The organism is Stenotrophomonas sp. YJH_SMC_21, from assembly GCF_059369555.1.
In genome coordinates, this window is sequence record NZ_JCAFSU010000005.1 from 63,514 (window position 1) to 86,467 (window position 22,954).

The following is a 22,954-nucleotide window of genomic DNA, read 5'->3' on the forward strand; positions in this document are numbered from 1 at the left end:
CTTGAAGAGGGCCGGTTTCGCCGGCCCTCCGTGCGCAATCACCACCTCCCGCCCTCTGCGACAACGCACGGGGCGTCGCCCTGCCCGCGATGACACGAGAATCATGAAACACACAACCCGCTGGTCGCAGTTCGGTGTACTCATCACCGTCTTCTTCTTCTGGGGCTTCGTTGCCGCAAGCAACGGCATCCTCATTCCGGTGTTCAAGAAGGCGTTCCATCTCAGCCAGGCGCAGAGCATGTACGTGGCGATGGCTTTCTACGTTGCCTACACCGCCGGTTCGCTGATCTACATCGCCGTCTCCCGCGCCATCGGCAGCGACCTGCTGCACAGGGTGGGCTACCGCAACGGCATCTGCCTTGGCCTGCTGGTCTCGGCACTGGGTGCCCTGCTCTTCTATCCCGCGGCCAACACCGGCTCGTTTGCACTGATGCTGTCCGGCCTGTTCATCGTTGGCCTGGGCTTCTCGCTCCAGCAGATCGCAGCCAATACGCTGGCGGTGATCATGGGTGATCCGGCCACTGGATCGCAGCGCCTGACCATGGCCGGCGGTGTCAACAACCTGGGCGCGACGGTAGGCCCACTGCTGGTGAGCATTGCCATCTTTGGCAGCGTGTCAGCGGGCAACACAGAGGCGAGCATCGAGAGCGTAAAGATCCCATACCTGGTGCTGGGCGCCGCCTTCGTACTGGTAGCCGTGCTGCTGCGGCTCTCGAGCGTGCCCAATCATGTCGAGCTGTCCGCGACGGCCCCCGCAGGTGCAACCGGGGCAGATCACCAGACAGATCGCAGATCTGCGCTCGCTTACCCGCAGCTGGTCATGGGCATGATCGCGATCTTCCTCTACGTCGGCGTGGAGGTATCGACCATCGACAATCTTCCAGCCTACCTTGAACAGCCTTTGAGCAAGGGTGGACTGGGGCTGGAAACCTCGGTGATCGCCCCGTTCGTGTCGTTGTACTGGGCCAGCCTGATGATCGGCCGCTGGGGTGGTGCCGCAGGCGCGTTCGATGTGCGCGCAGGCACCCGGAAGCTGTTGATGCTGGTGTTGCCGTTCATTGCATTCGCCATCTACCTTGCCGTCAACGCGATCTCTGGCCACGACTCCGCACAGTTCCTGCACTACGCGCCGGTGATCGTCCTGATGATCATCGCCACCCTGGCCAGCAAGGGCAGTCCATCGCGCATGCTGCTGTACTTTGCCGTGTGTGGCATTGCGGCGCAGCTGGTCGGCATGTTCACCACCGGCATGACCAGTGTGATCGCCTTCATCAGTGTCGGGCTGTTCTGCAGCACGATGTGGCCCTGCATCTTTACCCTGGCCATCAGCGGCCTGGGCCGCCATACCAACCAGGCAAGCAGCCTGCTGATCATGATGATCATGGGCGGCGGCATCGTCAGTTGGGCGCAGGGTGCGCTTGCCGACAAGGTCGGCGTGCACTACAGCTTCATCATTGGCGTGCTGTGTTTCTGTTATCTGGCGTTCTACGCCTGGGCGGCCGGCCGTACACTTCGTCGCCAGGGTGTTGATCTGGAGCGATTGGCAACCGAAGCGGGCCACTGAGCTGAACCGCGCCCCTGCCCTGCCAGCGCGGCGTCCCGATCGCGCCGGCAGGCCGTTGGACCGCGTTCAATCGTGACGGACCGGCCCTGTGGATCGCCGGACCTGCAGGGCGTAGTCAATATCGACCACGCCACCGCTGCCGAGCTCGCGCACTTCCTTGATCAGCTCCATGGCCGCCCGCCGGCCCATCTCTCGGGTGGGCTGGCAGACCGTGGTCAACGCCGGATAGATCTGGCGGGCGATCGGCGTGTCATCGAAACCACAGACCGAGATGTCGCCCGGCACCGAAAGGCCGTGCTCGAACACCGCGCAGATGACCCCGGCCGCCATATCGTCGTTGGCAGCGAAGATGGCAGTCGGCCGATCAGGCCGATCAAGCAGTGCGTTGGCGCCGATGTAGCCGGATTCGTATGAGAACTCACCTTCCAGCACCAGGCTGGGGTCGTAGCGCAGGCCTGCCCTGCGCAGGCCTTCGCGATAGCCTGCCAGGCGCCACATGCTTGCGCCATGCGCGGCGTGTCCCTTGATATGGGCGATGCGGGTATGGCCCAGCGAGGCCAGGTGTGCGATCAGCGCCACCACCGCGCCGATTTCATCCACGACGACGCCCACGTTCCGGTTCTGTTCCTTCGCCGAAATGCTGGAGTACGGAATGCCCAGGTCGACCAGGCGTTCCAGCAGGGCCGTGTCGTCGGTCAGGGGCGGCGTCAGCACCACGCCGTCGAGCTGCGACTGCATGATCAATGACTCGACCTTTTCCACGATATCGGCCGCGTCGTAGATCAGCGGAGCGAGCATCAGGTTGTAGTGCTGTTCCATGCAGGCATCCAGCACCCCCATCTCGATCTCCATCAGATAGTTCGAGGACGGATTATCGAAGAGCATCGCGATCAGGTAGGAACGCCGGCCGGCGAGGACCCGTGCCGAGGGCAAGGGGCGGTAACGCAGCTTTTCCACTGCCGCGTCCACCCGGGCGCGGGTGCTCTTGGAGACGTTCGGCTCGTTGTTGAGCACCCGCGAGACGGTCTTCATCGAGACCCCGGCCGTTGCCGCGACATCCTCGATCCGCACGCGTCCCGGCCTGCCTGCGAGCACCTGCTCAGGTCCCGGCATCCCCCGCCCTCTGCCCGTCATAGCCTCACCATCTCTACCGAAATCCTGCACCACGGGATGTGGATGCAGATGCAACTTTATCCTCAAAACCCATGCCGCTGTGCAGCAAGCATTCGTTCCACGGGCTGGGTATGCTCGACTTCGACTGACAACGCTGTCAGGTTGCTTTCTGGTCGCCGAGCCCATCCAAGCCACCCTTCCGAGATGATTGTTCCGATGAACGTCCGTCATTCCGATCGTGCGAAGCGCAACCCCGTTTTACGTCCACACCGCCTGATGCTGGCTGCATCGCTTGCCATGGCGCTGGTGCCTGCGACCGGTGCGGCCCCTGCCCCGGTGAACGACGCAGGTACCATCACTCCCGCGCACTGGCCCAAGGCAACCTGGCCGCTGGCCAACGATCCGGCCATGGAACGACGCATCGACGCGCTGATCGCATCAATGACGCTGGAAGAAAAGGTCGGCCAGATCGTACAGGGCGATATCGCCAGCATCACGCCCGACGACGTGCGCAGATATCGATTGGGTTCAATACTGGCGGGCGGCGCATCCGACCCAGGTGGCCGCTACAACGCAAAACCCGCCGAATGGCTTGCACTGGCCGACGCGTTCTGGGAAGCCTCGATGGACACGCGCAACGGTGGCAAGGCCATTCCCATCGTCTGGGGCATTGATGCGATGCATGGCCAGAGCAATGTGGTGGGTGCCACTCTGTTCCCGCACAACATCGGCCTGGGCGCAGCGCGCAACCCGGAACTGCTGCGCGAGATCGCAAGGATCACCGCTGCCGAAACCCGTGTGACCGGCATGGAATGGACCTTCGCGCCGACCGTGGCCGTTCCGCAGGACGACCGCTGGGGGCGCACGTACGAAGGCTACTCGGAAGATCCGGCATTGGTGGCCAGCTATGCAGGGGCATTCGTCGAAGGCCTGCAGGGCAAGGCGGGGGCTGCTGACTTCCTCGACGACCACCACGTGATGACCACGGTCAAGCATTTTCTCGGCGATGGCGGCACGGGCAACGGCAAGGACCAGGGCAACACCACGGTCAGCGAGGCAGAACTGCGCGACATCCATGCCGCCGGATACCTGCCGGCGATCAATGCGGGCGCGCAGTCGGTGATGGCGTCCTTCAACAGCTTCCATGGCGAGAAGATGCATGGGCACAAGCCGTTGTTGACCGATGTGCTGAAGGGCCGGATGGGCTTCGGCGGCTTCGTGGTCGGTGACTGGAACGGCCATGGCCAGATCAAGGGCTGCAGCAACACCGACTGCGCCAGGACCTACGTGGCGGGCCTGGACATGGCGATGGCACCGGACAGCTGGAAGGGGATGTATGAAAGCACGCTGGCCCACGTGAAGGACGGCAGCCTGCCGGAGGCGCGGCTGGACGATGCCGTCCGCCGCATTCTGCGGGCGAAGATGCGCATGGGCCTGTTCGACAAACCCAAGCCGTCCGAGCGCGCATTGGGCGGCAGATTCGAGCTGCTCGGGGCGCCGGCGCATCGCCAGGTGGCGCGGCAGGCCGTGCGTGAATCGCTGGTGCTGCTCAAGAACCAGAACCAGCTGCTGCCACTCCCGCCGAAACAACGGGTGCTGGTTGCGGGCGATGCCGCGAACGACATGAGCCGTCAGGCGGGCGGCTGGACGCTCAGCTGGCAGGGCGATGGCACGCGTCGGGAGGACTTCCCGAATGCTGAAACGATCTGGGAAGGCCTGGAGGCACAGGTCAGGTCGGGCGGCGGCCAGGCCGAACTGGCGGTCGATGGCCGTTATCGCAGCCGGCCCGATGTGGCCATCGTGGTGTTCGGCGAAGATCCGTATGCCGAGTTCCAGGGCGACTTGCCCAACCTGATGTTCAAGAACGGCAAGTCCGGAGACCTGGAGCTGATGCGACGCCTGAAGGCAGACGGCATTCCGGTCGTGGGGGTGTTCCTGAGCGGGCGCCCGTTGTGGCTGAACCGCGAAATCAACGCAGCCGATGCCTTCTTGGCCGCGTGGCTGCCGGGATCGGAAGGTGGGGGCGTGGCCGATGTGCTGCTGCGTGGGGCCGATGGGCGCGTGCAACACGACTTCCGCGGAAAGCTGAGCTACTCCTGGCCACGCCGCGCCAACCAGTACCAGAACAACGTGGGGCAGAAGGACTACGACCCGCAGTTCGCCTTCGGATACGGCCTGACCTATGCCGACAAGGGAAATCTGCCTGCGCTTTCCGAGGACCCGGGCATTGATCCGGACGCCGCCGGTAGCGGTACTCTGTTCGATCGTGGTGTGGCCGGCACTGGGCTGATGCTTCGCCTGACTGCCGCCAATGGCGAATCGACCGATGTCGTGCATCCCAATGCAACGACTGCCGACCAGTCACTGGCGATGGTCGCAATCAACACCGATGTGCAGGAGGGCGCACGCCGGTTCAGTTTCCGGGCGCCGGCCACGGTGGCGTTGCAGGCCAATACTCCGCTGGACTGGTCGCGCGAGACCAACGGCGAGCTGTCCGTGGTAGCAACCGTGCGTGTCGAACAGCTCCCGGCAGAAGCCGCAGTGACACTCGGTACCGCCTGCGGGGCGGCCTGTGCTGCCGAGGTTGCGCTGGGCCCTGCGCTGTCGGTGGCGCCGCGCAATGAGTGGGTCAGGCTGGGCGTTCCCCTCAAGTGCCTGGCCAAGGCCGGGGCGGACATGAGCCGCTTGAACGTGCCGTTTGCGCTGCGCGCCGGAAAGGGCACAACGCTTGCGATCACCTCGGTCGTACTGGGCACCGAGTTCGATCGCAAGGTGGAGTGTGCGTCGCAGTAGGCGCGGTGTTGAATGCCCTGGTGCGGCCGTCACGTAACGTGCCGCGTCAGGGCCTTTGCTGGGCAGCCGGCACGGTATGATGCCGCAACCCCGGCACTTGCACTGATCGCAGCGGGCGCCTGCACGCCGATCACATGCGCCGGAGAACCGGCGACGCGGTCGATGGACGGCACCGCGCACGCCCCCTACCCCATGCTCGCTTCCCATTCTTCCCTCATCATCTGGATGGCGGTGGCCGTTGCCACTGTCGGCCTGCTGTTCCGTCCGTTCCGCATTCCGGAGTATGTGTGGGCGCTCGGTGCGGCCGCGCTGCTTCCGCTCAGCGGCACTGTGTCGTTCGGCACTACCTGGCACGCAGTCGCCGAAGGCCGCGACGTCTACCTGTTCCTGGTCGGCATGATGGTGCTGGCCGAGCTCGCACGCCGCGAAGGGCTGTTCGACTGGCTGGCGTTGTACGCGGTGCGGCACGCGGGCGGATCGGGGCGGCGCCTGTTCGACCTGGTGTTCCTGGTCGGCACGCTGGTGACGGTATTCCTGTCCAACGATGCAACGGCCGTGGTGCTGACGCCGGCGGTCTACGCGGCCTGCAAGGCGGCCCGGGCCAATCCCCTGCCCTACCTGTTCGTCTGTGCCTTCATCGCCAACGCGGCCAGCTTCGTGTTGCCCATCTCCAACCCGGCCAATCTCGTGGTGTACGGCCAGCACATGCCGCCGCTGCTGCAGTGGCTGGCGCAGTTCGCGCTGCCGTCGGCGGCGGCGATCGGTGCCACCTATCTGGTCCTGCGCTGGGTGCATCGGCGCGAGATCGCCCAGCCGCTGGTGGCCGCGCCGGCGCATCGCCCGTTGACCGAGGGTGGGCGCCTGAGTGCGCTGGGTGTGCTGTTCACCGGCACGGTGCTGCTGGTTACGTCCGCCTTGAACGGGCCGCTGGGCCTGACCACCTTCTGCGCGGGCACGCTGAGCGTGGTGGCAGTGGCGATCCGCCAGCGACGCAGCCCGCTGCCGCTGCTGCGCCACGTATCCTGGGGGGTGCTGCCGCTGGTGGCGGGGCTGTTCGTGCTGGTGGAAGCGGTAGCGCAGACCGGTGTCATCCAGAGTTCGGCCAGCGCGCTGCAGGCACTGGCGAAAACGTCGCCGCACCAGGCCAGCTGGCTGGCCGGCGGCGCCGCTGCACTGCTGAGCAACGTGGCCAACAATCTGCCGGTCGGCCTGGCGGCTGGTTCGTTGGGGCAGATGGCGGACCTGCCGGCGCAGACCCGTGCCGCATTGCTGGTCGGCGTGGATCTGGGCCCGAACCTGTCGGTGACCGGCTCGTTGGCCACGATGCTGTGGCTGATGGCGTTGCGTCGCGAAGGCGAGCATGTCAGCGCGCTCGACTTCCTGCGCGTCGGCGCGCTGGTGATGGCACCTGCACTCATCGCAGCGTTGTTGCTGCTGTGACCAGAGTGCAGGCGGCGCCCCTGCCCTAGAAGACCAGCTGCAGGCGGGTATTGAAGGTGGTGCCTTCATCCCTGCCCATTGCACTGCCGCTGCGGTGACGGGTCTGCCAGCGCACGGCTTCGAACATCACGCGACTGAAATCGTTGAGGTACCAGTTCGCGCCCAGGGTCCACGCGTTACCGGTACCGCCACTGGGCAGCTCGGCATAGTCCACGTCTTCATAGCGGCCCTTCAGCTCCCAGGCACCGCCGCCGCCGCGCGTCACCGGATCGGCGACCTTCACCTTCCCCCAGGTACCGGCCTTGCCCGAGTACGACGGCAGCGCCCCCGCCAGGAACCAGCCGGCAGAAATCGCCCACGCCGCGTGGTCGCGATCGTAGCGACCGCCGGCATCGGCCCCGCGCAGGCTTCGCGTACCCCACTCGCCCGTTGCCCACGCCGGGCCGAAGAAGCCGGCCAGTTCGGCGCCGTAGGCGGTGCTGCGCTCGGCGCCCAGCAGTGTGCCCGGCGTGATCCTGACCAGATCGTTGAAATGCCCCGCGATGGCCGAACTGCGCACCACGCCGCTGGCCCCGGCGGGAATCTTCTCGTGGAACGCCCATGCGCCCAGATGCAACGTGGCACCAGCGGTGTCCAGCGGATTCCAGTGCACGCGCGTGGCCCAGGTCTGGCTGTCGTTGTCGGTGCCGGCGTTGTTGAGATCGTTGCCGGCCACCGACAGGCTGGCGTGCCAGCCCTTTCCGTACACCCGCTCGGTCAGCCCGACACCGAACAGGCCGCGCTGCGGCAGCATCAATGTGCCGACCACGTTGCGTTCCTGGAACGGCGTGTTGGAGGTGCTGCTGGAGCCATCGATACCGCGATCGTTCAAGCGGTTGCCCATCGTGAGATCGGCTGGCAGGCCGAACAGGGTGTGGTCCAGCGTGGCGTAGACCGACTTCCAGGCCACCGCGTTGTCGGCGAAGTCACCCTCCACCACCCAGCCCAGTGTGCCGTAGCGTCCCTCGGCCCCCAGGCGCACCGAACGGACCTCGGTGCCCGAAACGTTGCGATCACCGACCGCCGAACCGTCCGTACTGGAGGCATCGACGAACAGGCGGCCGCGGGGACGGAACACCGTCGTGCCGTCGGCGCTGCTGAACTCGGGTGCGCCCTTGGCCCAGGAGACCTTGGGCTGCCTGGACTGGCCGGATTCCAGTGCGGCCACCCGCGTTTCCAGCGCGGGTGCGGGCGCGGGCGGCGCGGATAGTGCGGCCGCGGTGCCCTGCCCGCCCTCGACGGCGCGGAGGCGTGCTTCCAATTGCTGGATCTGCAGCGCCTGCTGCTGCACCAGGCGTGACAGCTCGGCCTGGCTCAATGGCGCGGGCGGGGATGAAACAGACTGGGCGTCGGCGTGGCCACTGGCCAACAGCAGGCCGAGCGCGACCGGCAGCGCTGCCAGCGGCAGCACGGTGGAAGGGTTCATGGACTCTCTCTCCGGCCAGCCGGCCCCCTGGCCCGGCGCTGGCCTGTTGCGGTGGTGCGGGGGAAGATCGGGGGAGGAAGCTCGCGCCGCCGGATCGGACCGGCGGCGCGGCAGGCGGGCTCAGCCCGGCCCGGTCAGCTGGTGGCCTGTGCCTGGGCGTTGGGACGCCAGGTGATCAGCTTGTTCTCGACCACGTCCAGCAGGGCGTCGATGACCAGCACGAAGGCGGCCAGGATGATGATGCCGGCGAACACACCCACGGCATTGAAGTTGCCCTCGGCCTGCGCGATCAGGTAACCCAGGCCCGCCGAAGCGCCGAGGTACTCGCCGATGATCGCGCCGACCACGGCAAAGCCGACCGAGGTGCGCAGCGAGGACAGGATCCAGCTGGCCGCTGCCGGGAAGTAGACATGGCGCAGCAGGTCGCTGCGGCTTGCGCCCAGGATGCGGGCATTGGCCAGCACCACCGGGTTCACCTCGCGCACGCCCTGCATGGCGTTGAAGAACGTGGTGAAGAACACCAGCGTGACCGCCAGCGCCACCTTCGACCACAGGCCCAGCCCCAGCCACAACACGAAAATCGGCGCCAGCACTACGCGCGGAATCGCGTTGAAGCCTTTGATGAAGGGATCGAGGATGCGCGCCGAACGGCGGCTCAGGCCCAGCCAGACACCGCCAGCCACGCCCAGGCCGGTGCCGATGATGTAGCCCAGCGCGGTTTCAGTAAGGGTGATGTAGACATGCTGGTAGAACGAGGTATCGGACAACCAGGTCCAGGCCTGCTGCACGATGGCAGTTGGCGAGGGGAAGAAGAACGGATCGATCACGCCGAGCGCGATGCCACCTTCCCAGCCACCGAACACGGCGACTACCAGCGCGAGCTGGATGAACTTGTCAGTCTTGGCGTGCATAGCTCTTCTCCACTTCGCCGCGCAGGCAGGCCCAGATGTCGCGGTACAGGTCGGTGAAACGGTCATCCAGCTTGATCTCGGCCACATTGCGCGGCCGTTCCAGATCCACGTCGAAACTGCGCACCACGCGGCTCGCCGGGCCGGAGGACAGCACCACCACGCGGTCACCCAGCGCGATTGCTTCTTCCAGGTCATGGGTAATCAGGATCACCGAGCGGCGATCCTCCTGCCACAGGCGCAGCAGCTCGTTCTGCATCAGGTGGCGGGTGTGGATGTCCAGCGCCGAGAACGGCTCGTCCATCAGGATCACCTTCGGCTCGACGATCAGCGCCTGCGCCATCTGCACACGCTTGCGCTGGCCACCGGACAACTGGTGCGGATAGCGATGCTCGAAACCGGCCAGGCCGACCTTGGCCAGCCACGCGTTGGCTTTGGCCTTGCGTTCGGCTTCGGGCACGCCGCGGAAGCGCAGGCCCAGCTCGACGTTCTGGAAAGCTGTCTTCCACGGCAGCAGGGCGTCCTGCTGGAACAGGTAGCCGACCGACTCCTGCACGCCGCTGACCGTGCGGCCATCGATGGCCACGTCGCCCGAGGATGACTTCAGCAGGCCCGCCACGGAATTGAGGATGGTGCTCTTGCCGCAGCCGGTGGGCCCGACGATGGCGAGGAACTCGCCGTCACCCACCTGGATGTCGACATCGCGAACGGCGGTGAACTCGCCGAAGGACATGGTCACCTTGTTGATGGCGACCATGGTCTGTGCAGGCTCCAGCTGCGGCGCGCCGTTGAGTTGGCGCACGGTGGCATTGAGGGCCATGGGGTTACCTCCGCTTACGGTTGGGCAGCCGGCGCCGCAGCGTTGGCACGTTCGACGAAGGCATTGGTGTAGGTCCTGGACAGATCGACGTTGGCCTTGGCCACATCGGTATTGAACTCACGCAGCACCTTCAACGGCGTCTCCAGGTCGGCCGGCGTGAAGCGTCCATCGCGGGTGAAGATCGCGCGCGCGTTCTCCACCGCGCGGGCATAGGTGGCGCGGTCGCCGGAGACGTAGCTGTCCGGCAGCGCGGCAACGATCTCCTCGGCACTGTTGTCGGCGATGAACTTCAACGCCATCTGCTCGGCACGGGCGATCTTCTCGGCCGCTTCGGGGCGCTTGTCCAGGAAGCTCTGGTTGGCATACATCACCGAGGTCGGGTACAGCCCGCCATAGACCTGGCGGGCGCCTTCGTCGCTGCGCGCGTCGAGGATGATCTTCCCGACCTTGCGCTCGGTGATCAGGGTCGCGGCCGGATCGTAGTTGACCAGCAGGTCGATCTTGCCCTGCTCGAGCGCGGCGACGGCAGCAGCGCCGGAGCCGACGCCGATCAGCGAAATGCTGTCGGCCGGAATATCGTGCTGCGCCAGGAAGTGGCGGACGAAGAAGTCGGACGAGGAGCCTGGGGCCGTGATGCCGACCTTCTGGCCCTTGATGGACTCCGGTCGCGCAGGATCAAACGTGGCATCTTCGCGCCCCGCCATCACCAGGCCGGAATTGCGCGAGAGCAGAACAAAGGCCACCACGTCCTTGCCCTTGGCCTGCATCTGGATGGTGTGGTCGTAGAAACCGACCGCCACGTCGGTGGAATTCGCCACCAGGGCCTGCAGCACCTTCGAGCCACCCTGGGCGAAGTTCTCGGTTTTTACATCCAGGCCGACGTCCTTGAAGTAGCCCTTGGCGTCGGCAATGAAGAACGGAAGGTTGTTGAGGTTGTAGGAGCCGACGCTGATGCGCACGGGTGCATCGTCACCGGTGCCGGTGGATGCGCCATCGGGGCGCCCGCTGTTGCTGCAACCGGCCGCGGCCAGACCGGCCGCGCACAGCGCGGCCATGAAGAACTGCTTGTACATCATCCCTCCCAGGAGTGAAGCATCTACGTTGTAATGGCAGGCATGCGCGTCTGCGCCGGCCGTGCCGGGTTCAGATCATGCCGCTGACGTCCATTGGCGGGCTTGGGTGGAACTGGCCATGGCAGGCACTGGCGTTGTCGCAAACACGCGACCTTCGAACAATCGGCGTGCGGTGCGGACCACGCTGGCAATCACCGGTGCGTCATCCGAGCTGCGACTGAGGCCCACCTGCAGGTCCCCGCTCGGATGTTCGAGGGTAATGCTGCCGGGAACGGACAGGCACCCGACCAAAGTGTGGGCCAGCGTGCCCGGCGTGACGGCGGCGGTAGCCAGGCCGACCGCGCCGGTAATGGCCAGTGCGGTGTGGCATTGGTGCGGCATGAAGTAACGCACCTGCAGATCGCCGCCGTGTTGCGGCGCCGACAGCAGCACCGGCTTGGGAATGACCTTGTTGCCGGCGTCGGCGATGCCCATGCGGGCGCCCGCCTCGATGCGCAGCGCTTCCAGCCGGCGCATGAACGCGGCATCCGCGTTCAGTTCGGCGGGCGATGCATCACCGCGCACGCCCAGGTCCTCGGCATGCACCAGCATCATCGGCATGGCGCAGTCCACCAGGCTGACCGGCACGCCATCGATGGTTTCCCGGGCGTGGCCGCTGGGCAGCAGCTTGCCGGTGCGGGCGCCTGCGGCATCAAGGAAGGAAAGCCTGACCGGCGCGGCCGAGCCCGGTGCGCCGGCAATGCGCGTATCACCGCGGTAGACCACATGGCCACCCGGCGTTTCCACCGTGGCGATGATCAGCTTGCCGGTGTTGACGTTGTGGATGCGCACCTCGGTCTGCGGATCCTGAGCCTGCACCAGCCCCCGCTCGATGGCGTACGGGCCCACCGCCGCCAGCATGTTGCCGCAGTTGGGGGACGTGTCCACCACCTGCTGCTCCACCCGTACCTGGGCGAACAGATAGTCCACGTCGGCGTCTGCCCGGCTGGATCGATCGATGATGGCCACCTTGCTGGTCAGTGCGTTGCCGCCACCGATGCCATCGATCTGCAGCGGATGGCCCGACCCCATTACTTCCACCAGCAGGCGATCGCGTTCAGCAACGTCCGCCGGAAGGTCGCTGGCCAGGAAGAACGGGCCCTTGGATGTACCACCGCGCATGAGTACGCAGGGAATGCTGAGCAGATCGTTGGACATACGTGTGCTAGATTGATGCGTGTAGGGGATGAATGACCCCTCTGTGATTCGATACTGGCATGACCCCAATTGATCTGTGAATTGCTGATTTTTGGATGATTGATACCCAATGAGCATCAATTGCGAAATCCTGGATCTACGCGCATTCCTGCTAGTGTCGGAGACGCGCAGCTTCCACCGCGCCGCGGAGATCCTGCACGTCTCCCAGCCGGCACTCAGCCGACGGATACAGAAGCTGGAGCAGGCTGTGGGTTCGCCACTGCTGGAGCGCACCACGCGCAGCGTCAGCACCACCGCCGTCGGCGAGAACCTGCTGCCGCTGGTGCGTCGCATGCTGGAGGAATTCGATGGATCACTGTTCTCACTGCGGGGCCGGGACGATACGCGGGGCGCTACCGTCACCATCGCCTGCCTGCCCACGGCGGCGTTCTACTTCCTGCCCAGCGTGATGGCGCGTTTCCACGAAGCGCATCCCAACGTGCGCTTCCGGATCCTGGATATCCCGGCCACCGAAGGCCTGCAGGCGGTAGAGCGTGGCGAAGTCGAGTTCGGCATCAACTTCATGGGCGCCAACGATCCGAATCTCGATTTCGACGTGCTGGCCGAAGATCCCTTCGTGCTGGCCTGCCGACGCGATCATCCGCTGGCCCGCAAGCGCAGGGTTGAATGGGCCGATCTGGCCGAGCACCAGCTGATCACCGTGCATCGCACCAGCGGCAACCGCACGCTGCTGGATGGTGCCCTGGCGCGCGAGAACCTCAAGTTGAGCTGGCACTACGAAGTGACCCACCTGTCGACGTCACTGGGCATGGTCGAGGCCGGCATCGGTGTGTCGGTCCTGCCGAAGATGGCCACGCCGGACGGGGATCATCCGACCCTGGTGACGCGCACGATTGGTAACCCCGTGGTGTCGCGCACGATCGGGATCGTCCGTCGCCGGGGCGCCCTGCTCTCGCCTACTGCGGAACGCTTTCTGCAGATGTTGATGAGCCAGTGGCGCGGGGAGACCTGAACATCGTTTGCTGGACAGGCCGCCCCCGGATCTGGCCGAGGGTGATGGCCGGGCATGGCTCGGCCCTACAGAGGAGCCAGGACGCGCGCAAGGAAAGGCGCTGTCCTGCTTCCCCGCGCGCGGGCCACCTGTTGCGGCGTTCCCTTCGCCACGATGGTGCCACCCGCGCTGCCTGCGCCCGGCCCGACATCAATCACCCAGTCCGCCTGGGCGACCGCCCGCATGTCATGCTCGATCATCACCACCGTATTTCCTGCGTCGACCAGCCGCTGCAGCTGAACCAGCAGCCTGTCCGCATCCGACGCGTGCAGGCCGGTGGTGGGTTCGTCCAGCACGTAAAGCGTGCGCCCGCGCTGGCTGCGCTGCAGTTCGGTGGCCAGCTTGATGCGCTGGGCCTCGCCGCCTGAAAGCTCCGTGGCCGGCTGGCCCAGCCTCAGGTAGCCCAGGCCGATGTCCTGCAGCAGCTGCAACGGCCGGGCAATCACCTCTTCCGCCATGAAGAATGCATGCGCCTGGTCCACGGTCATCTGCAGGACCTCGGCGATGTTGCGGTCATTCCATAGCACCTTCAGCGTGGCCTCGTTGTAGCGGGCGCCGTGGCAGGTGGGGCATGGGGCATAGACGCTGGGCATGAACAGCAGTTCGACACTCACGAAACCCTCGCCTTCGCAGGTTTCGCATCGGCCCTTGGCTACGTTGAACGAGAAACGACCCGCATCGAAGCGACGACGACGTGCGGCGGGCGTCGCCGCGAACAGTTTGCGCACGTGATCGAACAGCCCGGTATAGGTGGCGAGGTTGGAGCGTGGCGTGCGGCCGATCGGCTTCTGGTCGACCTGCACGACCCGCTGGATGGCGTCCAGATCACCGGCCAACTGGCCACGGGTGGTTTCCATCACCGTCGGCCCGTCGTCCGGCGACGCCTCGGCGCCATCGTCCGCGGGTTCATGCCCCAGGTGCAGCAGCATCAGCTCGGGCAAGGCCTGTGCCATCAGGCTGGACTTGCCCGACCCCGAAATGCCGGTCACGGCCGTCAGCAAACCCAGCGGCACCTGCGCGTCCACTCCCTGCAGGTTGTGGCGATGGATGCCCTGCAGTTCCAGCCAGCGGGTGGCGGTGCGCTGCCGACGAGTGGGCGCGGGTACCTGGTCGAACAGATACAGTGCCGTGCGCGACTCCTGCACCTGGCGCAGGCCATCGGGCTCGCCGCTGTAGAGCACGCGCCCGCCCCGCTCACCGGCCTCCGGGCCCACATCCACCAGCCACTGCGCGCGGCGCATCAGCTCCAGATCGTGCTCGACCACGAACACCGAGTTGCCACCATCACGCAGCCGGTCCAGCGCGTCGTACAGCGCCTGGCTGTCGGCGGGATGCAGTCCGGCCGAAGGCTCGTCGAGCACGTACAGCACACCAAACAGCAACGAGCTGAGCTGCGTGGCCAGCCGCAGGCGCTGCAGTTCGCCGGCGGACAGCGTGGGCGTGGCGCGGTCCAGCGAGAGATAGCCCAGGCCAAGCTCGCGCAGTTGCCGTACCCGCCCCATGACCCCGCCCGCCAGCCGCTGTGCGGCCAGCCGCTTCTCTTCGGACAGGGCCGAGGTCAGGCGCACGTCGGGGGCGCCCTCGTGCGTCGCGCGGCCACTCGCGGCGCGCCGGGCACGATCGCGGGGTGTCGCATGCCTGCTGATAGGTGCACCCTTGCTGTGTGCACCGAAATCACCTTCCGCGATGGGCTCCAGCAGATCCGCCAGTTGATCCAGCGGCAACCGCATGAACTCACCGATATCCACGCCCGCGAAGGTGACCGAGAGCGCTTCCGGCTTCAGGCGCTTTCCGTGGCAGACCGGGCACAGCTTGCCTTCCATGTAGCGGGAAACCCGTTTGCGCATCAGCGCGCTCTGGGTGTTGGCGAAGGTATGCAGCACATAGCGACGCGCGCCGGTGTATGTACCCATGTAGCTCGGCTCGAGCTTTCGCTTGAGCGCAGCCCGGGTCTCGGCAGGCGTGAAGCCTGCATAGACCGGCACGGTGGGCGTTTCCTCCGTGAACAGGATCCACTCCCGATCCTTCTTCGGCAGCTTCTTCCACGGTACGTCGATGTCGTAGCCGAGCGTGACCAGGATGTCGCGCAGGTTCTGGCCATGCCAGGCCGGCGGCCAGGAGGCGATGGCGCGCTCGCGGATGCTCAGCGACGGATCCGGCACCATCAAGGCTTCCGTCACCTCGTAGACGTGCCCCAGCCCGTGACAGGTGCTGCAGGCGCCCTGCGGGGTATTGGGCGAAAAGTCCTCGGCGTAAAGCATCGGCTGGTTGGCCGGGTATGCACCTGCACGCGAATACATCATGCGCACCAGGCTGGACAGCGTAGTGACGCTGCCCACCGATGAGCGCGCGTTGCTGGCGCCGCGCTGCTGCTGCAGGGCCACTGCGGGCGGCAACCCGTCGATGGCGTCCACATCGGGCACGCCGGCCTGGTCGATCAGACGCCGTGCATACGGCGCAACCGACTCAAAGTAGCGCCGCTGCGCCTCCGCGAAGATCGTGCCGAACGCCAGCGATGACTTGCCGGAGCCCGAAACACCGGAAAACACCACCAATGCATTGCGCGGGATGGAGACGTCGACATTCCTGAGGTTGTGCTCGCGCGCGCCGCGCACCTCGACGCAACCGCTGGCAGCGGCGGCACATGACGATTCACCAAAGGGGGGATTGGACATCTTCGCGATCCTGCGGGCAGTGAGCGGCGCGCGTAGGGGCGCGCCCGATGGTGCATTTACGCTGCTGCGGGGTGAATGCGGGTGATGGCGCGGTCACACCATGGTGCGCCGATACGACTGATCGAGCGTAACGGTGCGAACCAGGCGGCCGCGATTGTAGAAATGCAGCACCGGCTCACTCAACGTCACGTCAGCCGGAACCAGGTTCATGCCTTCGCAGCCGACCACGACCGGCTCCCCATCGTCCGACGGGAACAACCCGCGATGCCATCCGCATATCAGCCAGGCATCCTGACCCGATGCCTGTGGCGTTACCCGCGTTGAATTGACGGCTGGATCCGAATCGGTACAGAGATTTCGCGTGGAGGAGCATGCCGTGAACCTTTCTGGCGGCGGCAGCGGGGAATCGGCAAGCGCCGGGCCCGCAGCAAATGCGGCGATGAGCGTAATGAAAGCCTTCATGTCGCTGCACATCTAAAAGGAGCGGCCGCCGAACCGCAAACTAAGCGGCGTGCACGTGGGGCTCAACCGCAGCGGCCAGCACATCAATACCCCACGCGGAACCCGCAATCTCCTCGGGCTGGCTTCTCTTGAAGCGTGACCAGTCGGCCCTGGCAAGTCGGCCGACCAGAAGCTGGTCGGCAGGAAGCTGGTGCATCGACCAATAGGGGAACTGCCGGGTAGAGACACGCCCCCGGGCCAGCTCCACCACATCCGTGTGGCTGGTCGATTGCAGCACCCGCTCGTAGACGCTGGCCACCCCTTCTTCCGGCCCTTCGAAGTACTGCACGAATCGCGTGCCGTCATGCAGCAGCACGCCTGTCACCCCTGCAAGCTTGTTGAACCTCGCAGCATCGGTGACGAGTGCTTCCAGGCGGTCAATCGAAAGGCCTTCAACGGCCTGGCTTGCGTATACAACGGCCCGGATGGGCATGGACTTCGCCTTGAATGCAGGGCCACGTCGGCACCTATTCACACTCTAGCACCCGGCGCAAGTCCGGGCCGTGATGCGTATTCTTAATTCTTCAGAATACGGTTCGCGCCTAGCAGCGCGACAGGCGGCATGATGAACGCCCCCGTACGTTAAGGGCTTTATTCATCTTCATGCGCGACATCGGACAGTTCTATGTAAACAGCGTCGAAGGAGTGGCGCGTGAGGATGGCACCCTGCTGCAGGTCACCCGGATCGATTGTTCCTGCCTGAAGTGTTCAAGGCAGTTCCGCGCCATTCCTGATCATGGCCTCGTCGACCTCAACGGCGCTGCTTCGCTCAGTTGCCCAGGCTGTGGCAACCACCAGTCCGTCAGCCGGGCGCGGCTGGAGGAGTTCGTGCTGCGTAGTGATCCATGAGCTGAAGCGCGCCGTTTCTCGACACTGTGCCAACCCTGTCGACACCTTCGCCTCGCATCTTCCCGTAGTGCACCCACAACGGCGTTCCAATGAGTCATACCGGCCTATTCAAGATCAGGGACCTCACCTACACACCAGGCGCGGAGGGCGACCTGGCCCGTGCCCTGCAGATCGAAGCCACCTGCACGGCCTGCGGCGCAACCAGCGTCTGGGCCGAGCAGGAAATGGAGCATGTGCGAGGAGGAACCGTGCTTGCGTGCCGGACGTGCGGTACGCGCCAGGCCATCAGCAATGCGGGCCTGATCAGTACCCCGTCAGGGATACGCCACCGCCGGGGCTGAGCGGGGCGGCACCGGGCCATGCGCTGCCCGGCAGGCACGATTGATGGCCTGTCAGCGGCGGGCAACCGATGGCAGCGCCCGATGCTGGTTGATCCAGTCCAACGACTGGGCAATTCCACCGAACGGAAAGAAGTGCGGGCTGACCAACCCGTGGGCATCAGTCAAACCGCCCGCCAGACGGTCCACGAACACCTCCGGGCCCGCGCTGCCCAGCAACCGGCCGATCGAGATGCCATACCGGGACAGCATCAATGCACTGGCCCCCACCCCGCACATTGCGGCGTAGCGTACCAGCCGCGCGATGCTTGCCGGGCCCGGCACGCCAACGAGCACCGGAACGTGGATGCCACGGGCGCGCAGCGCGTGCAACCAGGCCAGGACGATGTCGGCATCGAAGGCGAACTGCGTGATGATCACTGGCGCCATGCCGCGCGCTTCGATGGACTGGCACTTGTGTTCCAGTACCTGCCAGCACGCGTCACTGCCCAGGACCGGATGGCCATCGGGGTGACCGCCGATGGCGACGACCTTGATACCGGCCCTCTCCAGAAGGCCGCTCTCGATGATCGAAGCGCTGTCAGCAAACGGTCCGGCGGGCGTGGCCAGATCGCCAGCGATCACTAGGCACTGCGTTGCTCCGGCCTCGTTGGCGGCGCGCTGCAGGAACCGTTCAAGCACCGTGCGCGACCGGATGCGGCGGGCCGAAAGATGCGGCATCGGCTCGAAGCCCAGTTCGCGCACCCTGCGCGCCGCTGCCAAGCGTGCGTCGTCGTCCTCGCTGGCCAGCCAGGGAATGGAGATCGTGGTGCCACGCGGAATGCGGGTGGCTTCGGCACCCAGCGCCGGCATGGCCCTGGCGCTCACCTCCAGCGAAAAGGCATCAAGGAAGGCCTGCACCCGCAGCGACGTAGGCGCGGACATCACGCGCCCACGCCTGCATTGCTGGCCAGGGGCGAACTGTTCCGCGCCAGTTCGATGAAGGCCTGCAGGTAGTCGATGCTGGTATCGGCCTCGCGCGCACCCAGATAGATCTGCTTGGGAATGCCCTTCGCACCGAGGCGCACCGGCACCACGTCCATGCGGGTGGCGTACTCTTCCACCAGCCAGCGCGGCATGGCGGCCACGCCACGACCACTGGCCACCATCTGCATCATGATGTCGGTGGTCTCAATGGCCTTGTGCCGTCGCGGCGTAATGCCGGCCGGCAGCAGGAACTGGTTGTAGATGTCCAGGCGCTCGAACGGCACCGGATAGCTGATCAGCACTTCCTGGCCGAGCTGGCGCGGCTTCACGTAATCCACCTTGGCCAGGGCGTGGTTGCTGGCCACCACCAGCACCTGCTCGTAGTCGAACACGGGAATGAACTTGAGGCCTGGCTTGAGCAGTGGATCGGGGGTAACCAGCAGGTCGATCTCGTAGCCGAACAGCGCGCCGATGCCGCCGAACTGGAATTTCTGCTTGACGTCCACATCCACATCCGGCCACGCGGCCAGGTATGGCGAGACGATCTTCAGCAGCCACTGGTAGCAGGGATGGCATTCCATGCCGATGCGCAGCGCGCCGCGCTCGCCCTGTGCGAACTGGCCCAACCGTTCCTCGGCCAGATCCAGCTGCGGCAGCACGCGGTTGGCGACGGCCAGCAGGTATTGCCCGGCCTGGGTCAGGCGCAGGCTGCGGCCTTCGCGCAGCCACACATCAGTGCCCAGCTGCTGCTCCAGCTTCTTCATGCTGTGGCTCAGGGCCGACTGGGTCAGGTTGAGTACGCCGGCGGCCGCGGTAAGCGAGCCCTGCTGCTCGACCTGCTGCACGATGCTGAGGTGGATCCGCTCCAGCATGACGATGAATCCTGCTCATGGATAGGTGAAGTAATACCATTTTACGTCATGGAAGGCCGTGGCTAGCATCGGGTCATGCTTTCACCTGCCCGCCCCCTTCGAATCGTCGCCGTGTCCGGCGGATTGCAGCGCCCCTCCAAGGCCGCCACCCTGGCCGAGCATCTGCTGGGCCTGATCGGCGAGGACATCCACAGCGAGCAGCACCTGGTCGAACTGGGCGAACTGGCCCCGCATCTGGCCGGTGCGCTCTGGCGTTCGCAGTTGCCCGACACCGTGGAACGCCAGTTGACCACCGTCGAGCAGGCCGATGTGCTGGTGGTGAGCACGCCGGTCTATCGCGGCTCGTACACAGGGCTGTTCAAGCATTTCTTCGACTTCGTCCACCAGGACGCACTGGTCGACACCCCCATCCTGCTGGCCGCGACCGGCGGCAGCGAGCGCCATTCGCTGGTGATCGACCATCAGCTGCGCCCGCTCTTCAGCTTCTTCCAGGCACGCACCCTGCCGCTGGGCGTCTACGCCACCGACCGCGATTTCGCCGACGGTCGCGTGCACAACGATGCCCTGATCGAGCGCGCACGGCTGGCGGTGCGGCGGGCCATGCCGCTGCTGGACCTGCCTCGCCAGCGCGCCGCCGACCTGGAAGCGGCCGCAGCACTTTGAATGCCGGATGCCCTCGCCCGCATCCGGATGTCACCCCGCACTACGGAACGCCACCCATGACGACCGACACCTTCACCTTCAGCATCACGCAGATCCCCTTCAACGAGGATTACCAGCCTGCTGACGGGACGCGCATCACCACCAATTTCGCCAACCTGGCCCGCGGCGCGTCCCGCCAGGAAAACCTGCGCAACACGATCAGCATGATCAACAACCGCTTCAACGATCTGGCGCACTGGGACAACCCCAGCGCGGATCGCTACGCGGTCGAGCTGGACATCATCTCGGTGGAGATGCACATCGGCAACAGCGATGGCGGCGATCCGTTCCCGCTGATCGAAGTGCTGCGCCCGACCATCGTCGACACCCGCACCGGCGCGCGTACCGAAGGCATCGTCGGCAACAATTTCTCCTCCTACGTGCGCGACTACGATTTCAGCGTGGTGCTGCCGGCCAGCAACGAAGGGAAGGCCACCTTTGGCATTCCGGAGGGCTTTGGCGACCTGCATGGCAAGTTGTTCAAGCATTTCCTGGAGTCCGAGGCCTACCGCGCCAACTTCAGCAAGGGGCCGGTAATCTGCATCAGCGTATCCAGCAGCAAGACCTATCACCGCACCGAGAACCACCACCCGATCCTGGGCGTGGAATACCGCCAGGGCGAGTTCTCTCCCACTGACCAGTACTTCGACAAGATGGGCCTGCAGGTGCGCTACTTCATGCCGCCGGGCAGCGTCGCACCGCTGGCGTTCTACTTCCAGGGCGACCTGCTGGGCGACTACTCGAACCTGGAGCTGATCGGCACCATCAGCACGATGGAGGCCTTCCAGAAGATCTACCGCCCGGAGATCTACAACGCCAACTCCGTGGCGGGCAAGGTCTACCAGCCCAGCCTGAAGCACCAGGATTACTCCTCCACCCGCATCGTCTACGACCGCGAAGAGCGCAGCCAGCTGGCGGTCAAGCAGGGCCGGTTCACCGAAGAACACTTCATCAAGCCGTACCGCGACGTGCTTGAGCAGTGGGCTGCCCGCTGATCCATTGATTCCCCATTCGCCCCCAGGAAACCAGACGCAATGTCGACGAAGAAACTGCTTCCCACCTCCACCGCAGGCAGCCTGCCCAAGCCCTCCTGGCTGGCCGAGCCCGAGAAGCTCTGGTCACCCTGGAAGCTGCAGGACGACGGCCTGATTGAAGGCAAGCAGGATGCACTGCGCCTGTCCCTGCAGGAGCAGCAGCACGCCGGCATCGACATCGTCAGCGACGGCGAACAGACCCGGCAGCACTTCGTCACCACTTTCATCGAGCACCTCAGCGGTGTCGATTTCGAGAAGCGCGAAACGGTCCGCATCCGCAACCGCTACGATGCCAGCGTGCCGACCGTGGTCGGCGCCGTGAGCCGTCCGAAGCCGGTGTTCGTCGAGGATGCGAAGTTCCTGCGCCGCCAGACCACGCAGCCGATCAAGTGGGCCCTGCCCGGCCCGATGACCATGATCGATACGCTGTACGACGCGCACTACAAGAGCCGCGAAAAGCTGGCCTGGGAGTTCGCGAAGATCCTCAACGAGGAAGCGAAGGAGCTGGAAGCCGCTGGCGTCGACATCATCCAGTTCGATGAGCCGGCCTTCAACGTGTTCTTCGACGAAGTGAACGACTGGGGCGTGGCCGCGCTGGAGCGTGCGGTTGAGGGCCTGAAGTGCCAGACGGCGGTGCACATCTGCTACGGCTATGGCATCAAGGCCAACACCGACTGGAAGCAGACACTGGGCTCGGAATGGCGGCAGTATGAAGAATCGTTCCCAAAGCTGCAGACCTCCAGCATCGATATCATCTCGCTGGAATGCCAGAACTCGCACGTGCCGATCGACCTGATCGAACTGGTGCGCGGCAAGACGGTGATGGTGGGCGCCATCGACGTGGCCTCCAATACGGTGGAAACGCCGGAAGACGTGGCCAACACGCTGCGCAGGGCGCTGCAGTTCGTGGATGCCGACAAACTCTACCCAAGCACCAACTGCGGCATGGCGCCGCTTGCACGGGAAGTGGCACGCGGCAAGCTGCGCGCGCTCAGCGAAGGGGCCAGGATCGTGCGTGAGGAGCTTTCGGCGTAACCCTGGCTGGGGAGGTGTTCCCGTTTCGGTGCGGCGAGGATGGATTCTGGCCGGGTACAGACCAGGTTCCACCTCGCCCCTGCACCTCGGGCCTGGCGGCCATCACGCGCGGCCGTGGCGCCAGCGCTTCCTTGATCCGCCCCATCTCGCTTGCGCCGGCCTCGGCCAGGCGCCGGGCCTGCTGCCGCTGCGTCCGGGTCAGTGGCGGCGCGGACACGGCGCCCGGTTCGGGTGCGCTCTGCACCAGTCGGGCGACGGCGTCACGCAGTGGCAGTTGTGGGCAGAGCCGCGCCGCGCACCAGCGCTCGGCGTAGCGCTTCGCCTGGGGGGCGCTGGCGACGGACACGACCTTGCTCTGTGACATCCTGCGTGCGTCCAGTTTCAGGCGGAACCCGAGCACGGCATGCGGCACGATACTGGCCACCGAACGGCCGTTCCACCACAGATCCCAGCGCTCGCCGCTCTGCACCCAGCCGGACGGCCGGGTGACGATCATGAAATCTGGACGGTGAAATGATGAGCCCATGATGGGAAGCATACGAACGCCCGTCGCACCGG

20 protein-coding genes are annotated in these 22,954 nt (G+C 65.6%); 8 read left to right on the forward strand and 12 right to left on the reverse strand.

From position 1 onward, the window contains the following. The first annotated feature begins 1 nt into the window (after window position 1). Window positions 2-1,564, forward strand: a complete 1,563-nt coding sequence (locus AC5P67_RS09330; protein WP_495214607.1) for an MFS transporter — start codon at window positions 2-4, stop codon at window positions 1,562-1,564. Between the two features lie 66 nt (window positions 1,565-1,630). Here the strand turns inward: AC5P67_RS09330 and AC5P67_RS09335 are convergent, their stop codons facing one another. Further along, window positions 1,631-2,698, reverse strand: a complete 1,068-nt coding sequence (locus AC5P67_RS09335) for a LacI family DNA-binding transcriptional regulator (protein ID WP_232092412.1) — start codon at window positions 2,696-2,698, stop codon at window positions 1,631-1,633. Between the two features lie 195 nt (window positions 2,699-2,893). Between AC5P67_RS09335 and AC5P67_RS09340 the strand changes: the two genes are divergently transcribed. Together AC5P67_RS09340 and AC5P67_RS09345 are read left to right on the forward strand one after the other, a co-directional pair. Continuing rightward, a complete protein-coding gene (locus AC5P67_RS09340; protein ID WP_099470585.1) occupies window positions 2,894-5,470 on the forward strand; it encodes a glycoside hydrolase family 3 protein in 2,577 nt (858 codons plus the stop codon). A gap of 162 nt (window positions 5,471-5,632) precedes the next feature. Next, window positions 5,633-6,910, forward strand: a complete 1,278-nt coding sequence (locus AC5P67_RS09345; RefSeq protein ID WP_425524944.1) for an arsenic transporter — start codon at window positions 5,633-5,635, stop codon at window positions 6,908-6,910. Window positions 6,911-6,935: 25 nt separating this feature from the next. Here the strand turns inward: AC5P67_RS09345 and AC5P67_RS09350 are convergent, their stop codons facing one another. The 5 genes from AC5P67_RS09350 to AC5P67_RS09370 all read right to left on the reverse strand — a co-directional run bounded on the left by AC5P67_RS09350 (window position 6,936) and on the right by AC5P67_RS09370 (window position 12,373). Then, window positions 6,936-8,375, reverse strand: coding sequence for an OprO/OprP family phosphate-selective porin (locus AC5P67_RS09350; protein WP_495214609.1), 1,440 nt, complete (start codon window positions 8,373-8,375; stop codon window positions 6,936-6,938). A 134-nt stretch (window positions 8,376-8,509) separates the two neighbouring features. Beyond that, entirely contained in the window at window positions 8,510-9,286 is a 777-nt protein-coding gene (locus AC5P67_RS09355) for an ABC transporter permease (RefSeq protein WP_005409726.1), read from the reverse strand. Beyond that, complete coding sequence (locus AC5P67_RS09360; RefSeq protein WP_495214610.1) at window positions 9,270-10,103, reverse strand: ABC transporter ATP-binding protein; 834 nt, start codon at window positions 10,101-10,103, stop codon at window positions 9,270-9,272. Before AC5P67_RS09360 ends, AC5P67_RS09355 begins: the two co-directional genes overlap by 17 nt. A gap of 14 nt (window positions 10,104-10,117) precedes the next feature. Continuing rightward, window positions 10,118-11,176: an ABC transporter substrate-binding protein gene (locus AC5P67_RS09365; protein ID WP_099480643.1), complete on the reverse strand. Its 1,059-nt coding sequence runs from the start codon at window positions 11,174-11,176 to the stop codon at window positions 10,118-10,120. A 75-nt stretch (window positions 11,177-11,251) separates the two neighbouring features. After that, on the reverse strand, window positions 11,252-12,373 hold the full coding sequence (locus tag AC5P67_RS09370) for a 4-oxalomesaconate tautomerase (protein WP_049459487.1): 1,122 nt from the start codon (window positions 12,371-12,373) through the stop codon (window positions 11,252-11,254). A gap of 109 nt (window positions 12,374-12,482) precedes the next feature. Here AC5P67_RS09370 and AC5P67_RS09375 point away from each other — a divergent pair, with 109 nt between their 5' ends. Next, window positions 12,483-13,385, forward strand: coding sequence for a LysR family transcriptional regulator (locus AC5P67_RS09375; RefSeq protein WP_049459486.1), 903 nt, complete (start codon window positions 12,483-12,485; stop codon window positions 13,383-13,385). A gap of 65 nt (window positions 13,386-13,450) precedes the next feature. Here the strand turns inward: AC5P67_RS09375 and AC5P67_RS09380 are convergent, their stop codons facing one another. The 3 genes from AC5P67_RS09380 to AC5P67_RS09390 form a co-directional block, all read right to left on the reverse strand. Then, window positions 13,451-16,099 carry an excinuclease ABC subunit UvrA gene (locus tag AC5P67_RS09380; protein WP_495214613.1) on the reverse strand — a complete coding sequence of 883 codons (2,649 nt, stop codon included), beginning with the start codon at window positions 16,097-16,099 and terminating at the stop codon, window positions 13,451-13,453. Between the two features lie 93 nt (window positions 16,100-16,192). Then, window positions 16,193-16,561 (reverse strand): hypothetical protein, encoded by a 369-nt coding sequence (locus AC5P67_RS09385; RefSeq protein WP_133050511.1) that lies wholly within the window; start codon window positions 16,559-16,561, stop codon window positions 16,193-16,195. 40 nt (window positions 16,562-16,601) lie between these two features. Continuing rightward, entirely contained in the window at window positions 16,602-17,033 is a 432-nt protein-coding gene (locus AC5P67_RS09390) for a BLUF domain-containing protein (RefSeq protein WP_495214614.1), read from the reverse strand. 170 nt (window positions 17,034-17,203) lie between these two features. On the opposite strand from AC5P67_RS09390, the gene AC5P67_RS09395 reads away from it, so the two are divergent. Next, window positions 17,204-17,449, forward strand: coding sequence for a hypothetical protein (locus AC5P67_RS09395; protein WP_005409734.1), 246 nt, complete (start codon window positions 17,204-17,206; stop codon window positions 17,447-17,449). A 392-nt stretch (window positions 17,450-17,841) separates the two neighbouring features. Here the strand turns inward: AC5P67_RS09395 and AC5P67_RS09400 are convergent, their stop codons facing one another. Both AC5P67_RS09400 and AC5P67_RS09405 read right to left on the reverse strand, forming a co-directional pair. After that, complete coding sequence (locus AC5P67_RS09400; RefSeq protein ID WP_227843185.1) at window positions 17,842-18,711, reverse strand: methylenetetrahydrofolate reductase; 870 nt, start codon at window positions 18,709-18,711, stop codon at window positions 17,842-17,844. Continuing rightward, a complete protein-coding gene (locus AC5P67_RS09405) occupies window positions 18,711-19,625 on the reverse strand; it encodes a LysR family transcriptional regulator (RefSeq protein ID WP_012480320.1) in 915 nt (304 codons plus the stop codon). Before AC5P67_RS09405 ends, AC5P67_RS09400 begins: the two co-directional genes overlap by 1 nt. Before the next feature lie 75 nt (window positions 19,626-19,700). Between AC5P67_RS09405 and msuE the strand changes: the two genes are divergently transcribed. The 3 genes from msuE to AC5P67_RS09420 are packed head-to-tail and all read left to right on the forward strand — an operon-like array spanning window position 19,701 to window position 22,396. Beyond that, window positions 19,701-20,288: an FMN reductase gene (gene msuE, locus AC5P67_RS09410; RefSeq protein WP_099531315.1), complete on the forward strand. Its 588-nt coding sequence runs from the start codon at window positions 19,701-19,703 to the stop codon at window positions 20,286-20,288. Window positions 20,289-20,344: 56 nt separating this feature from the next. Next, complete coding sequence (locus AC5P67_RS09415) at window positions 20,345-21,322, forward strand: DUF1852 domain-containing protein (protein ID WP_005409739.1); 978 nt, start codon at window positions 20,345-20,347, stop codon at window positions 21,320-21,322. A gap of 39 nt (window positions 21,323-21,361) precedes the next feature. After that, window positions 21,362-22,396, forward strand: a complete 1,035-nt coding sequence (locus tag AC5P67_RS09420) for a methionine synthase (protein WP_005409740.1) — start codon at window positions 21,362-21,364, stop codon at window positions 22,394-22,396. Here AC5P67_RS09420 and AC5P67_RS09425 read toward each other — a convergent pair. Further along, complete coding sequence (locus AC5P67_RS09425) at window positions 22,353-22,922, reverse strand: hypothetical protein (protein WP_232419015.1); 570 nt, start codon at window positions 22,920-22,922, stop codon at window positions 22,353-22,355. The two genes, AC5P67_RS09420 and AC5P67_RS09425, sit on opposite strands and share 44 nt — an antisense overlap. Between the last annotated feature and the right edge of the window lie 32 nt (window positions 22,923-22,954).